Genomic DNA, 14,414 nt, shown 5'->3' on the forward strand with positions numbered 1-14,414 from the left:
GTTATGGCAGATAGTAGTATTAAAAAATGGTATGTCGTTAGAGCGGTAAGCGGACAGGAAAACAAAGTTAAAGCATACATCGAAACTGAAATCGCAAGGTTAGGTATGGGTGATTATGTTTCGCAAGTTTTAGTTCCTACTGAAAAAGTCGTTACTGTGAAAGAAGGGAAAAAAATAATCAAAGACAAAGTTTATTTTCCTGGTTATGTTATGATTGAAGCGAATCTTATTGGTGAAATACCTCATATTATCAAGTCTATAACAAGTGTTATTGGTTTTTTAGGTGAAATAAAAGGTGGAGAGCCTGTTCCTTTGAGAATTTCAGAAGTAAACAGAATGTTAGGTAAAGTGGATGAGCTTGCTGTGAATACGGATACCCGTTCAATTCCTTTCAATATTGGAGAAACAATTAAGGTTATTGATGGACCTTTTAATGGTTTCAACGGTACTGTTGAAAAAATAAATGAAGAAAAGCGTAAACTTGAAGTAATGGTTAAGATTTTCGGAAGAAAAACACCGTTGGAGTTGAGTTTTATGCAAGTTGAAAAAGTATAATTTTTTGTTACATCTATAATATCCATTATAATCGCTTCCAATGATTGTAATGTTAAATTTTTTAAAAAATGGCTAAAGAAATTAGTAAGGTAGTTAAACTACAAGTTAAGGGAGGTGCTGCGAATCCGTCGCCACCGGTTGGACCTGCTTTAGGAGCTGCTGGGGTAAACATCATGGAATTCTGTAAGCAATTTAATGCTAGAACTCAAGATAAACCCGGCAAAATATGCCCAGTACAAATTACTGTGTATAAAGACAAATCATTTGATTTTGTTGTAAAAACTCCTCCAGCTGCTGTCCAGTTATTGGAAGCTGCAAAGCTAAAGTCAGGATCAGGTGAACCAAATCGTAAAAAAGTAGCAAGCGTTACTTGGGACGTTATCAAAGCAATCGCTGAAGATAAAATGGTAGATTTAAATGCATTCACAATCGAATCTGCTATGAGCATGATTGCTGGAACTGCTAGGTCTATGGGTATAACTGTATCAGGAGATTCTCCTTTTTAATTAAGAGAAAGACATGGCAAAATTGACAAAAAAGCAAAAAGAGGCTGCTTCAAAAATTGAAAAGAACAAACTATATTCTCTTAAAGATGCCGCGGCATTGATAAAAGTAGTTGCTTCTGCAAAATTTGATGAGTCTGTTGATATCGCAGTACGTTTGGGTGTAGATCCAAGAAAAGCGAATCAAATGGTTAGAGGTGTGGTAACATTGCCTCATGGAACTGGTAAAGACGTTAAAGTATTAGCATTAGTTACTCCAGATAAAGAAGCGGAAGCTTTAGCAGCTGGTGCAGATTATGTAGGTCTTGACGATTATTTACAAAAAATTAAAGACGGTTGGACAGATGTTGATGTTATCATCACTATGCCTTCTGTTATGGGTAAATTAGGTCCATTAGGTCGTATATTAGGACCTAGAGGTTTAATGCCAAACCCTAAAACAGGTACTGTAACTATGGATGTTGCAAAAGCTGTTCAAGAGGTTAAAGCTGGTAAAATTGACTTTAAAGTTGATAAAACTGGTATTGTGCATGCAGGAATTGGTAAAATTTCTTTTGGTAGCGAGCAAATCGTTGACAATGCGCACGAAATTATTCAAACATTAATCAAACTTAAGCCAACTGCTGCTAAAGGAACATACATCAAAAGTATTTACCTAACTAGCACTATGAGTCCTGCAATTGCATTGGACCCTAAAGCAGTATAATTGGTAGTTAAAAATTTTTAGTATGACTAGAGAAGAAAAATCAATCGCGATTGAAGTTTTAACTGCACAGTTAGCTGGTACAAACATTGTTTATGTATCTGATATTTCTGGAATGAATGCAGAAACAACTTCAAACTTGAGAAGAGCTTGCTTTAAAGCAGGTATAAAATTAGAAGTAGTTAAAAATACTTTGCTTGCAAAAGCAATGGAAGCTTCAGCTAATGATTATGGAGATTTACCTTCAGTTTTGACTGGTAATAGCGCTATATTCATTTCTGAAATAGCAAACGCTCCTGGTAAAATTATCAAAGATTTCAGAAAAAAATCAGCTAAACCTATTTTAAAGGGAGCTTATATTAACTCTGAAGTTTATATTGGAGACGATCAATTAGATGCACTAGCAACTATTAAATCTAAAGAAGAGCTTATCGGCGAACTTATTGGATTATTGCAGTCACCAGCACAAAGAGTTATTTCTGCTCTTCAAAACCAATTCGCAAAAAGCGAAGAGGCTACAGAAGAAGTGGAAGCATAATGAAAATAGGGTTTTACTCTAATTTTATTTAAAAAACGCGCACAATAAATAAATTATATTTTTACAAATCATTTTAAAACGATAGAAAAAATGGCAGATTTGAAACAATTCGCAGAACAATTAGTTAACCTAACAGTAAAAGAAGTTAACGAATTAGCAACAATATTAAAAGATGAGTACGGAATCGAACCAGCTGCTGCAGCTGTAGTAGTTTCAGGTGGTGGTGAAGCTGCTGCTGAAGAAGTTCAAACAGAATTTACAGTTGTATTAAAAGAAGCTGGTTCTTCTAAATTAGCAGTTGTAAAATTAGTTAAAGAACTTACAGGTTTAGGTTTGAAAGAAGCTAAAGATGTAGTTGATAGCGCACCAAGTAATGTAAAAGAAGGTGTTTCTAAAGAAGAGGCTGAAGGTCTTAAAAAATCTTTAGAAGAAGCTGGAGCTGTTGTTGAGCTTAAATAGTTAAACTCAGTTTAATGAATAAGGTTTAGGTCTTGGGTTTAGTCACCCAATGACCTAAACCATTTTTCGTATAACAAAAGTCTAGGTTGTGTAATTGCAGTATAGTCTTTTAAATCAAATTCATTTTACCCATTACGAGGAAAAAAAATTAACAGATAATAAGAAAGTAGTTATCTTAAATTGGTTTTTAAAGATGTAATGGTTGTAGAAGAAAAGTATAAATAAATCCTTATTTGTACAAAAAAATTACTTTTTTAATCAAAATTTTGTCCATTGATGATAACAAATCAGACTGAAAGATTGAATTTTGCCTCTACAAAAAACATTCCTGACTATCCAGATTTTCTAGATGTTCAGGTTAAATCGTTTAAAGATTTTTTTCAATTAGAAACTAAATCTGACGAAAGAGGCGACGAAGGGCTTTACAATACCTTCATGGAAAATTTCCCAATTACTGATACAAGAAATAACTTTGTATTGGAATTCCTTGATTACTTTGTTGATCCACCTCGTTATACAATTCAAGAATGTATAGAAAGAGGTCTAACCTATAGTGTGCCTTTAAAAGCAAGGTTAAAACTATATTGTACGGATCCAGAACATGAAGATTTTGAAACTATTGTTCAAGATGTTTATCTTGGTACAATTCCTTATATGACGCCGAGTGGTACCTTTGTTATTAATGGTGCTGAGCGTGTAGTTGTTTCTCAATTACACAGATCTCCTGGTGTTTTCTTTGGTCAATCATTCCATGCAAATGGTACAAAATTGTATTCTGCCAGAGTAATTCCTTTTAAAGGTTCTTGGATAGAATTCTCTACGGATATAAACAGTGTAATGTATGCTTATATCGACAGAAAGAAAAAATTACCTGTAACTACTTTATTCCGTGCTATTGGATTCGAAAGAGACAAGGATATTCTTGAGATTTTTGATCTTGCAGAGGAAATTAAAGTATCTAAAACAGGACTTAAAAAATATATCGGTAGAAAATTAGCTGCTCGTGTTTTGAATACATGGCACGAAGATTTCGTAGATGAAGACACTGGTGAAGTAGTTTCTATCGAACGTAACGAAATAATCCTTGATAGAGATACAATTATCGATAAAGATAATGTGGAAGAAATCATTGATTCTAACGTTAAATCTATTTTGCTTCATAAAGAAGATGCTAATCAAGGTGATTATGCTATCATCCATAATACGTTGCAAAAAGATCCAACAAACTCTGAAAAAGAGGCTGTTGAGCATATCTACAGACAATTACGTAACGCTGAACCGCCTGATGAAGAAACGGCGCGTGGTATTATAGATAAATTATTTTTCTCTGATCAACGTTACAACTTAGGTGAAGTAGGTCGTTATAGAATTAATAAAAAATTAGGGTTGGATACTCCAATGGAAAAGCAAGTCTTGACCAAAGAAGATATCATAACTATCGTGAAATATTTGATTGAATTAATCAACTCAAAAGCTGAGATTGACGATATTGATCACTTATCAAACCGTCGTGTAAGAACAGTTGGAGAACAATTGTCTCAACAATTCGGTGTTGGTTTAGCTCGTATGGCTAGAACTATTCGTGAGAGAATGAACGTTAGAGATAACGAGGTGTTTACACCAATAGATTTGATTAATGCTAAAACATTATCATCTGTAATCAACTCTTTCTTTGGTACAAACCAATTGTCTCAGTTTATGGATCAAACGAATCCACTTGCCGAGATTACGCACAAGAGAAGATTATCTGCACTAGGACCTGGTGGACTTTCAAGAGAAAGAGCAGGTTTTGAGGTACGTGACGTTCACTATACGCATTACGGACGTTTATGTCCAATTGAAACTCCAGAGGGACCAAACATTGGTTTGATTTCATCTCTTGGTGTTTATGCTAAAGTAAACGGAATGGGTTTCATTGAAACACCTTACCGTAAAGTAACTAATGGAGTTGTAGATTTAGAGTCTACTCCAGTTTACTTAAGTGCTGAAGAAGAAGAAGGAATGTTAATTGCTCAAGCAAACATTCAAATGGATGCTACTGGTAAAATTACTGCCGAAGACGTAATTGCACGTCAAGAAGGTGATTTCCCAGTAATTGAACCATCAAAAGTAGATTATACAGATGTTGCTCCTAACCAAATTGCTTCGATTTCTGCATCTTTAATTCCTTTCTTGGAACATGATGATGCGAATAGAGCCTTGATGGGATCTAACATGATGCGTCAGGCCGTACCATTAATTCGTCCTGAAGCTCCTATTGTTGGAACTGGTTTAGAGCGTCAAGTAGCTTCTGATTCTAGAGTATTGATTAATGCTGAAGGAGATGGAGTTATAGAATATGTTGATGCAAATATCATCACTATCAAATACGACCGTTCTGAAGAAGAAAGAATGGTAAGTTTTGAACCAGATGAAAAAACATACAATCTAATTAAATTTAGAAAAACCAATCAAGGTACAAGTATCAACCTTAAACCTATCGTAAGAAAAGGGGATAGAGTGGTTCCTGGACAAGTATTATCTGAAGGATATGCAACTCAAAATGGTGAATTGGCTTTAGGTAGAAACCTAAAAGTTGCCTTTATGCCATGGAAAGGTTACAACTTTGAGGATGCGATTGTAATTTCTGAAAAAGTAGTTCGTGACGATATTTTTACCTCTATTCACGTGGATGATTATTCATTAGAAGTTAGAGATACTAAATTGGGTAACGAAGAATTAACGAACGATATACCTAACGTTTCTGAAGAAGCTACTAAAGATTTAGATGAAAATGGTATGATTAGAATTGGAGCCGAGGTTAAACCTGGTGACATTCTTATCGGAAAAATTACTCCAAAAGGGGAATCAGATCCTACTCCTGAAGAGAAATTGCTTCGTGCAATCTTCGGAGACAAAGCAGGTGATGTAAAAGATGCTTCATTAAAAGCGTCTCCTTCTTTACATGGTGTTGTTTTAGACAAAAAATTGTTCGCAAGAGCAGTAAAAGATAAACGTAAACGTACTCAGGACAAGGATGCTTTAGGAGCTCTTGAAATGGAGTTTGAAGTTAAATTTGTTGAATTAAAAGACAAATTAGTTGAAAAACTTTTCTTGATCGTAAACGGAAAAACATCTCAAGGTGTAATGAATGATTTGGGTGAAGAAGTTTTACCAAAAGGTAAAAAATACACACAAAAAATGCTTTATGCTGTTGAAGATTTTGCTCACTTAAGTAAAGGTCAATGGGTTGCTGATGATGCAACTAATAAAATGGTTAATGATTTAATTCATAACTATAAAATTAAATTGAACGATTTACAAGGTGCATTACGTAGAGAGAAATTCACTATTACTGTTGGAGATGAATTGCCAGCAGGAATCTTGAAACTAGCTAAAGTATATATTGCCAAAAAACGTAAACTGAAAGTTGGGGATAAAATGGCGGGACGTCACGGTAACAAAGGTATTGTTGCTCGTATCGTTCGTCATGAAGATATGCCTTTCCTTGAAGATGGAACGCCAGTTGATATTGTATTGAACCCACTTGGTGTACCTTCACGTATGAACATTGGTCAAATTTATGAAACTGTTCTTGGTTGGGCTGGAATGAACTTGGGTAGAAAATTTGCTACACCAATTTTTGACGGAGCATCTCTTGATCAAATCAATGCATTGACTGATGAAGCTGGAGTACCACGTTTTGGACATACACATTTATATGATGGTGGTACAGGAGAGCGTTTCCATCAAGCTGCAACAGTTGGAGTAATCTATATGTTGAAACTTGGACACATGGTTGACGATAAAATGCACGCACGTTCTATAGGTCCATATTCGTTGATTACACAACAACCACTTGGAGGTAAAGCTCAATTTGGAGGTCAACGTTTTGGAGAGATGGAGGTTTGGGCACTTGAAGCTTATGGAGCATCAAGTACGCTTAGAGAAATCTTAACAGTGAAGTCTGATGATGTTATTGGTAGAGCTAAAACATACGAAGCAATCGTTAAGGGTGAATCTATGCCAGAACCAGGATTACCAGAATCATTCAATGTATTAATGCATGAATTGAAAGGTCTTGGACTAGACATTCGTTTAGAAGAATAAATAAAATTTTAGTAATCAGTCCCGATTTTTATTGGGGCTGATTACTCATTTATAGAAGTTTTTAGGATTTAGACCCGTAACCCGTTCCGATTTTTTATAAAATCTCAAAAGATTTTATAACTAGCACTTCAAAAATTGTTTGAAGTTTAGAGAAGTAACCCGAGGTAATATGTCGAGAAGTAGTTGATCTACATCTCCATAAAATCAATTTTTTAATTGCAAATAAATCAATAGTAAAAACTATGATGAATAATAGAAATAATAACAATAAAGATAAAAACCCTGTAAAAAGGTTTAATAAAATCTCAATAGGACTTGCTTCTCCTGAATCTATTTTGAAAGAATCAAGAGGTGAAGTATTGAAACCTGAAACTATCAACTACAGAACGCACAAACCTGAGCGTGATGGTCTTTTCTGCGAAAGAATTTTCGGACCAGTTAAAGATTTCGAATGTGCTTGTGGTAAATATAAAAGAATACGTTACAAAGGAATCATCTGTGACCGTTGTGGTGTTGAAGTTACAGAGAAAAAAGTACGTAGAGACAGAGTAGGTCACATCAATCTTGTTGTGCCAATTGCTCATATCTGGTATTTCCGTTCTCTTCCAAACAAAATTGGTTATATCCTTGGTCTTCCATCTAAGAAATTAGACATGATTATATACTACGAAAGATACGTAGTTATCCAGGCTGGTATTGCTAAAAATGCAGAAGGTGAATCTTTGCAAAGACTTGACTTTTTGACAGAAGAAGAATATTTAAATATTTTAGATACACTTCCTGCTGACAATCAATATCTTGATGATTTTGATCCTAATAAATTTGTTGCCAAAATGGGAGCAGAATGTATTATGGATTTATTAGCAAGAATTGATTTAGATCAATTGTCTTACCAATTAAGACATAATGCTAACAATGAAACGTCTAAACAACGTAAAACTGAAGCGTTAAAAAGATTACAAGTTGTTGAATCTTTCCGTGAGTCTAACTTGAACCGTGAGAATCGTCCTGAATGGATGATTATGAAAGTGGTACCAGTTATTCCACCTGAATTACGTCCGCTTGTGCCACTTGATGGAGGTCGTTTTGCAACTTCTGATTTAAATGATTTATACCGTCGTGTAATTATACGTAACAACCGTTTGAAAAGATTAATGGAGATTAAAGCTCCAGAAGTTATCTTAAGAAACGAAAAACGTATGTTGCAGGAATCTGTAGATTCACTTTTCGATAATACGCGTAAAGCATCTGCAGTAAAAACTGAATCAAACAGACCATTAAAATCATTATCTGATTCCCTTAAAGGTAAACAAGGACGTTTCCGTCAAAATTTACTTGGAAAACGTGTGGATTATTCTGCTCGTTCGGTAATTGTTGTTGGACCTGAATTGAAATTATCTGAATGTGGTATCCCAAAAGATATGGCAGCAGAATTATACAAACCTTTCGTTATCCGTAAATTGATAGAAAGAGGAATTGTAAAAACTGTAAAATCAGCTAAGAAAATAATAGACAAGAAAGAGCCTGTAGTTTGGGATATCCTTGAAAATGTAATCAAAGGTCACCCAATATTACTGAATCGTGCTCCTACTTTGCACAGATTAGGTATTCAAGCATTCCAACCAAAATTAATTGAAGGAAAAGCAATCCAATTGCACCCTTTAGTTTGTACTGCATTTAATGCGGATTTTGATGGGGATCAAATGGCAGTTCACTTGCCTTTAGGACCAGAAGCTATTTTGGAAGCGCAACTTTTAATGTTGGGTTCTCACAATATTCTGAATCCTGCAAATGGAGCTCCAATTACAGTACCTTCTCAGGATATGGTTTTGGGTCTATACTATATGACCAAAGAACGTTTATCAACTCCGGAACTTAAGATTTTAGGTGAAGGAATCACTTTCTATTCTGCTGAAGAAGTAAATATTGCTTTGAATGAAGGTAGAGTAGAATTGAATGCTCGTGTTCGAATTAGAGCTAAAGATTTTAATGAAGCTGGAGAATTAGTTTTTAAAATTATTCAAACAACTGCTGGTCGTGTATTATTTAATGAAGTAGTACCGGAAGCAGCTGGATATATCAATGATGTATTAACTAAGAAAAATCTTAGAGACATTATTGGGCACGTTTTAAGTTCTACTGATGTACCTACAACAGCTGCTTTCTTGGATAACATGAAAGACATGGGGTACAAATTTGCCTTCAAAGGTGGATTGTCATTCTCTCTTGGTGATATTAGAATTCCAGATCAAAAACCTAAATTAATTGCAGACGCCAGAGAACAAGTTCAAGGTATTTCTGCTAATTATAACATGGGTCTTATTACCAATAACGAACGTTACAACCAAGTTATTGATGTATGGACTTCAGCAAATGCTCAATTGACAGAGTTAGCAATGAAAAACATTAGAGAAGACCAACAAGGTTTCAACTCAGTGTATATGATGCTTGATTCTGGAGCAAGGGGTTCCAAAGAGCAAATTCGTCAGTTAACCGGTATGCGTGGTTTGATGGCTAAGCCAAAAAAATCTACTGCTGGTGGTGGTGAAATTATTGAAAACCCGATTCTTTCTAACTTTAAAGAAGGTCTTTCTATCCTTGAGTACTTTATTTCTACTCACGGTGCGCGTAAAGGTCTTGCGGATACGGCATTGAAAACTGCCGATGCAGGATATTTAACAAGAAGATTGCATGATGTATCTCAAGATGTTATTGTTAATATCGAAGATTGTGGTACTCTTAGAGGTGTTGAAGTTTCAGCATTGAAGAAAAATGAAGAAATTGTTGAATCATTAGGAGAAAGAATTTTAGGACGTGTTGTTTTGCAAGACCTTATTAATCCTTTGAACAATGAAGTTTTAATTCAATCTGGACAACAAATCACAGAAGCTATAATGAAAGCAATTGACGCTTCTCCAATTGAGAAAGTTGAAGTGCGTTCACCATTAACTTGTGAGGCGTTGAAAGGTATTTGTGCAAAATGTTACGGTAGAAATTTAGCTACTGGTAAAATGACACAAAGAGGTGAAGCAGTTGGTGTTATTGCAGCACAATCTATTGGAGAACCTGGAACACAATTAACATTACGTACATTCCACGTTGGTGGGGTTGCGGGTGGTATTTCTGAAGAATCAAGTATCATTACCAAATTTAATGGTAAACTTGAAATTGAAGATTTAAAAACTGTTAAAGGTGAAGATAGTGAAGGTAATGCAGTTGATATTGTTGTATCTCGTTCTACTGAATTGAAATTAATTGATGAAAGAACAGGTATCTTATTAAGTACAAATAATATCCCTTACGGTTCAAGTATCTTTGTAAAAGATGGTCAATCTGTTGCTAAAGGAGATGTGATTTGTAAATGGGATCCATATAATGGAGTTATCGTTTCTGAATTTACCGGTAAAATTGCTTACGAAGAATTAGAGCAAGGTCAATCATTCATGGTTGAAATTGATGAGCAAACTGGTTTCCAAGAAAAAGTAATTTCTGAATCTAGAGCTAAAAAATTAATTCCAACTTTATTGGTTTACGGTAAAGACAATGAATTGATTCGTTCTTATAACTTACCAGTTGGAGCCCACTTGATGGTTGAAAATGGTGAAAAAATTAAAGCAGGTAAGGTATTGGTAAAAATCCCGCGTCGTTCTTCTAAATCAGGAGATATTACAGGAGGTTTACCTAGAATTACGGAGTTATTAGAAGCTCGTAATCCTTCAAACCCAGCAGTTGTTTCTGAAATCGATGGTGTTGTTTCTTTCGGAAAAATCAAAAGAGGAAACCGTGAGGTGGTTATCGAATCTAAGTTCGGTGATATTAGAAAATACTTGGTTAAATTATCAAGCCAAATTCTAGTACAAGAAAATGACTTCGTAAGAGCAGGGGTGCCTTTATCTGATGGTGCAATTACTCCGGATGACATTTTAAGAATTCAAGGACCAGCTGCTGTTCAGCAGTATTTGGTTAATGAAATTCAAGAAGTATACCGTTTGCAAGGGGTAAAAATCAACGACAAACACTTTGAAGTAGTAATACGTCAAATGATGCGTAAAGTAAGAGTACAAGATCCAGGTGATACTTTATTCTTAGAAGATCAATTGATTCACACTAAAGATTTTATCGTTCAAAATGATAAATTATACGGTATGAAAGTGGTTGAAGATGCTGGAGATTCTAGTGCATTAAAAGAAGGTCAAATTATTACGCCTCGTGAGTTGCGTGATGAAAACTCTTTATTGAAACGTACGGATAAAAATCTTGTTGTGGCTCGTGATGTTGTTACTGCAACAGCAACACCAGTTTTACAAGGTATTACAAGAGCATCGTTGCAAACTAAATCGTTTATTTCTGCTGCATCTTTCCAAGAAACTACTAAAGTATTGAACGAAGCTGCTGTTGCAGGTAAAATCGATTACTTAGAAGGATTGAAAGAGAATGTAATTGTAGGACATAGAATTCCTGCCGGAACAGGTATGAGAGAATATGATAATACGATTGTAGGTTCGAAAGAAGATTACAATGATATGATGGCTAACAAAGAAGAATATATTTATTAAGATGAGTAATTCTAATCAACAACAAGAGCAGATTAATATTGAGTTAGACGAAAAAATTGCTGAAGGAATTTATTCCAATTTGGCAATAATAAATCACTCTTCATCAGAATTTGTTTTAGATTTTGTAAGTATCATGCCAGGAATTCCTAAAGCTAAGGTGAAATCAAGAATTGTCTTGACACCACAACATGCTAAAAGATTGTTGAAAGCTATTGGAGAAAATATTCACCGTTTTGAAGTCGCTCACGGCGAAATAAAAGACACTGAACAAGCACCAATTCCGCTTAATTTTGGTCCTGCGGGACAAGCATAATATTCTTAAAAGGCTCCAGAGATGGAGCCTTTTTATTTATAACAAATTCTTAAATGAAACCAACAACTCTAGTTCTCTTTATTTTTTAGAATAGAATGCACTAAGTCATTCTGAATAATATTTCAGCTTTTTACAAATTAAAGGCGAGTTTTTAAATTCTGTAAGTTCAATATTTGCTAATAAGTATTAATCAATTACGGTCCTATATTTCTTTAGGCTGTGCTTTTCATTGTTTGAACTCTAATAGTTTCTGATATCTTTGAGTTTGTATATTTATTCTGTAGAGGAATATTAACTCATCATTAAATCTTCACTGCAAACAACAAATTTGTGCTTTAAACGATTATTACAGCACTTCATCGGAAATATTTTTTACAAGAAAACAAAAGATATATTTTCGCTCTCGAAATAAAGGAGTGACTTTTATCCTCTGTAAAAAAGCAAATTACTATGAAATACTTTTCTTTAAAAGCAAACAATAAAGCGTTATTTAACCTTGTTATTTTGTTTGTTTTTATTTTATTATCAACTGTTTCTGTTTCTGCTCAGTCTACTAAAAATGTGGTTGATGTGAATTCTATAGAAATTAATGCTAATAAAAAAACAGAAAATGCTTCAATAAGTTCTTCTTCTAATAATATTAATTTTGTGTTGTGGTTTATGGGCTCAAAACAAGATCCTAATAGCACAATTTCTACAGAAGGAACAAATACAAAAAAACAAATTATTACTTCGGGCGTAGCTCCTAATCGTTTACTAATAAAATCATTTTTGAAAAAAGCAGTAAATTTAGATAGTATGCTTGCATAGTCTTAAATTAATTTTAAGTTATAAAAAAAACGCTAACTCTCAGAGTTAGCGTTTTTTTTATGCGGGTGTGTTAAAATTGATTTTCAATAAAACTTTTTTTCTCCAAGCAGAAATTTACTCAAATTCAGAAGTAAAAAATAACTTAACATTTGGATATTTATTTTGTGTCATCTGTATTGTAAAATCAGAATCAGCTAGGAATACTAATTGGCCATACTTGTCATGAGCCAAGAATTTTTGTTTGATTCTTCTAAATTCTTTAAACTCTTCGCTTTTTGGGTCGTTGGGTTTTACCCAGCATGCCTTGTGAACCGGGAAATTTTCATACGTACATTTTGCACCGTATTCATGTTCTAAACGATATTGGATAACCTCGTATTGAAGCGCTCCAACTGTTCCAATGATTTTTCGGTTGTTCATTTCTAAAGTAAATAGCTGCGCTACACCTTCATCCATTAACTGATCAATTCCTTTGTCCAATTGTTTGGCTTTCATTGGATCAGCATTGTTAATGTATCGAAAATGCTCTGGAGAGAAACTCGGAATTCCTTTGAAACTCATGATTTCTCCTTCGGTTAACGTATCTCCAATTTTGAAATTTCCAGTGTCGTGCAAGCCAACAATATCTCCAGGATACGAGATGTCTACGATTTCTTTCTTTTCTGCAAAAAAAGCATTTGGACTGGAGAATTTTAAGTTCTTCTTTTGGCGAACGTGATAATACGGTTTGTTTCTTTCGAAAGTTCCAGAAACAATTTTTATAAAGGCCAGACGGTCTCTGTGTTTTGGATCCATATTGGCATGGATTTTAAAAACAAATCCAGTCATTTTCTCTTCTTTTGGATCTACTAATCGTGTTTCTGAATCTTTTGGTCTTGGCGATGGAGCAATTTGAACAAAACAGTCCAATAATTCTCTTACACCAAAATTATTCAATGCCGAACCAAAAAATACAGGCTGCAGTTTTCCGTCTAAATAGTCCTGACGGTCAAATTTAGGATAAACTTCGTCTATCAGTTCCAGTTCTTCACGTAATCTATCAGCGGGTTTTTGACCGATGATCTTCTCTAATTCTGGATTTTGAAGATCAGAGAAAGCAATTGTTTCTTCAATATTTTTACGATTGTCTCCACTAAATAAGTTGATGTTTTGTTCCCATAGATTATAAATTCCTTGAAAGTCATAACCCATTCCTATCGGGAAGCTTAATGGTGTAACGGTTAAACCCAGTTTTTGTTCCACTTCATCCATCAAGTCAAAAGCATCTTTTCCTTCTCGGTCTAATTTATTGATGAATACGATAATTGGAATTTTTCGCATTCTACAAACAGCAACTAATTTCTCTGTTTGTTCCTCAACACCTTTGGCAACGTCAATTACAACAATAACGCTGTCAACAGCAGTTAAAGTTCTAAAAGTGTCCTCGGCAAAATCCTTGTGTCCCGGAGTATCGAGAATATTTATTTTTATGTCTTTGTAATTGAATGCTAAAACCGAAGTAGAAACCGAAATCCCTCTTTGGCGTTCAATTTCCATAAAGTCACTGGTAGCACCTTTTTTAATTTTATTATTCTTTACCGCACCTGCTTCTTGAATCGCACCACCAAAAAGGAGGAGTTTTTCAGTAAGTGTTGTTTTTCCGGCATCAGGATGTGAGATAATCCCGAAAGTTCTTCTGCGTTGTATTTCTTCTAAAAAGCCCATATTTGTATAAATAGTCTGCAAAAGTACTATTTATAAATGCCAATTAAAAAAATTGTATACTCTAAATCGAGTAGGTGGGTTTTGAAGTTGCAATTCATGCGATTTTAATTCAATATTAGAATTGTGAAGATTTAATAGCAGAAAAAAAAGAAGGCTGCCGATTTAGGCAGCCTTCATGGAATTT

General features: G+C 34.5%; 10 protein-coding genes. 9 read left to right on the plus strand and 1 reads right to left on the minus strand.

Annotated elements, in window-relative coordinates; all coding sequences use genetic code 11:
• The first annotated feature begins 3 nt into the window (after positions 1–3).
• The 9 genes from nusG (at position 4) to BC952_RS05420 (ending at position 12,526) form a co-directional block, all read left to right on the plus strand.
• On the plus strand, positions 4–555 hold the full coding sequence (gene nusG, locus BC952_RS05380) for a transcription termination/antitermination protein NusG (protein ID WP_121364559.1): 552 nt from the start codon (positions 4–6) through the stop codon (positions 553–555).
• Positions 556–623: 68 nt separating this feature from the next.
• Positions 624–1,061: a 50S ribosomal protein L11 gene (rplK, locus tag BC952_RS05385; protein WP_035639405.1), complete on the plus strand. Its 438-nt coding sequence runs from the start codon at positions 624–626 to the stop codon at positions 1,059–1,061.
• A gap of 13 nt (positions 1,062–1,074) precedes the next feature.
• The gene (gene rplA / locus BC952_RS05390; protein ID WP_039109061.1) at positions 1,075–1,764 is read left to right on the plus strand and encodes a 50S ribosomal protein L1; all 690 of its coding nucleotides are present in this window, start codon (positions 1,075–1,077) and stop codon (positions 1,762–1,764) included.
• Between the two features lie 22 nt (positions 1,765–1,786).
• Complete coding sequence (gene rplJ / locus BC952_RS05395; RefSeq protein WP_113637845.1) at positions 1,787–2,299, plus strand: 50S ribosomal protein L10; 513 nt, start codon at positions 1,787–1,789, stop codon at positions 2,297–2,299.
• 90 nt (positions 2,300–2,389) lie between these two features.
• Positions 2,390–2,758 carry a 50S ribosomal protein L7/L12 gene (gene rplL / locus BC952_RS05400; RefSeq protein WP_091202326.1) on the plus strand — a complete coding sequence of 123 codons (369 nt, stop codon included), beginning with the start codon at positions 2,390–2,392 and terminating at the stop codon, positions 2,756–2,758.
• Between the two features lie 276 nt (positions 2,759–3,034).
• On the plus strand, positions 3,035–6,847 hold the full coding sequence (gene rpoB, locus BC952_RS05405) for a DNA-directed RNA polymerase subunit beta (RefSeq protein WP_121364560.1): 3,813 nt from the start codon (positions 3,035–3,037) through the stop codon (positions 6,845–6,847).
• 242 nt (positions 6,848–7,089) lie between these two features.
• Positions 7,090–11,403 carry a DNA-directed RNA polymerase subunit beta' gene (gene rpoC, locus BC952_RS05410; protein ID WP_091164755.1) on the plus strand — a complete coding sequence of 1,438 codons (4,314 nt, stop codon included), beginning with the start codon at positions 7,090–7,092 and terminating at the stop codon, positions 11,401–11,403.
• 1 nt (position 11,404) lies between these two features.
• The gene (locus BC952_RS05415) at positions 11,405–11,716 is read left to right on the plus strand and encodes a DUF3467 domain-containing protein (protein ID WP_073354716.1); all 312 of its coding nucleotides are present in this window, start codon (positions 11,405–11,407) and stop codon (positions 11,714–11,716) included.
• 450 nt (positions 11,717–12,166) lie between these two features.
• Positions 12,167–12,526, plus strand: a complete 360-nt coding sequence (locus BC952_RS05420; protein ID WP_121364561.1) for a hypothetical protein — start codon at positions 12,167–12,169, stop codon at positions 12,524–12,526.
• Between the two features lie 114 nt (positions 12,527–12,640).
• Here BC952_RS05420 and BC952_RS05425 read toward each other — a convergent pair whose 3' ends face one another.
• Complete coding sequence (locus BC952_RS05425) at positions 12,641–14,230, minus strand: peptide chain release factor 3 (protein ID WP_121364562.1); 1,590 nt, start codon at positions 14,228–14,230, stop codon at positions 12,641–12,643.
• Between the last annotated feature and the right edge of the window lie 184 nt (positions 14,231–14,414).

Source organism: Flavobacterium limicola (assembly GCF_003634755.1).
In the GTDB taxonomy this organism is placed as follows: Bacteria; Bacteroidota; Bacteroidia; order Flavobacteriales; family Flavobacteriaceae; genus Flavobacterium; species Flavobacterium limicola.

Bases quoted from the DNA above. Each gene is read 5' to 3' on its own strand.
- rplA (WP_039109061.1), top strand. From the start codon at position 1,075: ATGGCAAAATTGACAAAAAAGCAAAAAGAGGCTGCTTCAAAAATTGAA.
- rpoC (WP_091164755.1), top strand. From the start codon at position 7,090: ATGATGAATAATAGAAATAATAACAATAAAGATAAAAACCCTGTAAAA.
- rplJ (WP_113637845.1), top strand. From the start codon at position 1,787: ATGACTAGAGAAGAAAAATCAATCGCGATTGAAGTTTTAACTGCACAG.
- nusG (WP_121364559.1), top strand. From the start codon at position 4: ATGGCAGATAGTAGTATTAAAAAATGGTATGTCGTTAGAGCGGTAAGC.
- BC952_RS05415 (WP_073354716.1), top strand. From the start codon at position 11,405: ATGAGTAATTCTAATCAACAACAAGAGCAGATTAATATTGAGTTAGAC.
- BC952_RS05425 (WP_121364562.1), bottom strand. From the start codon at position 14,230: ATGGGCTTTTTAGAAGAAATACAACGCAGAAGAACTTTCGGGATTATC.
- BC952_RS05420 (WP_121364561.1), top strand. From the start codon at position 12,167: ATGAAATACTTTTCTTTAAAAGCAAACAATAAAGCGTTATTTAACCTT.
- rplK (WP_035639405.1), top strand. From the start codon at position 624: ATGGCTAAAGAAATTAGTAAGGTAGTTAAACTACAAGTTAAGGGAGGT.
- rpoB (WP_121364560.1), top strand. From the start codon at position 3,035: ATGATAACAAATCAGACTGAAAGATTGAATTTTGCCTCTACAAAAAAC.
- rplL (WP_091202326.1), top strand. From the start codon at position 2,390: ATGGCAGATTTGAAACAATTCGCAGAACAATTAGTTAACCTAACAGTA.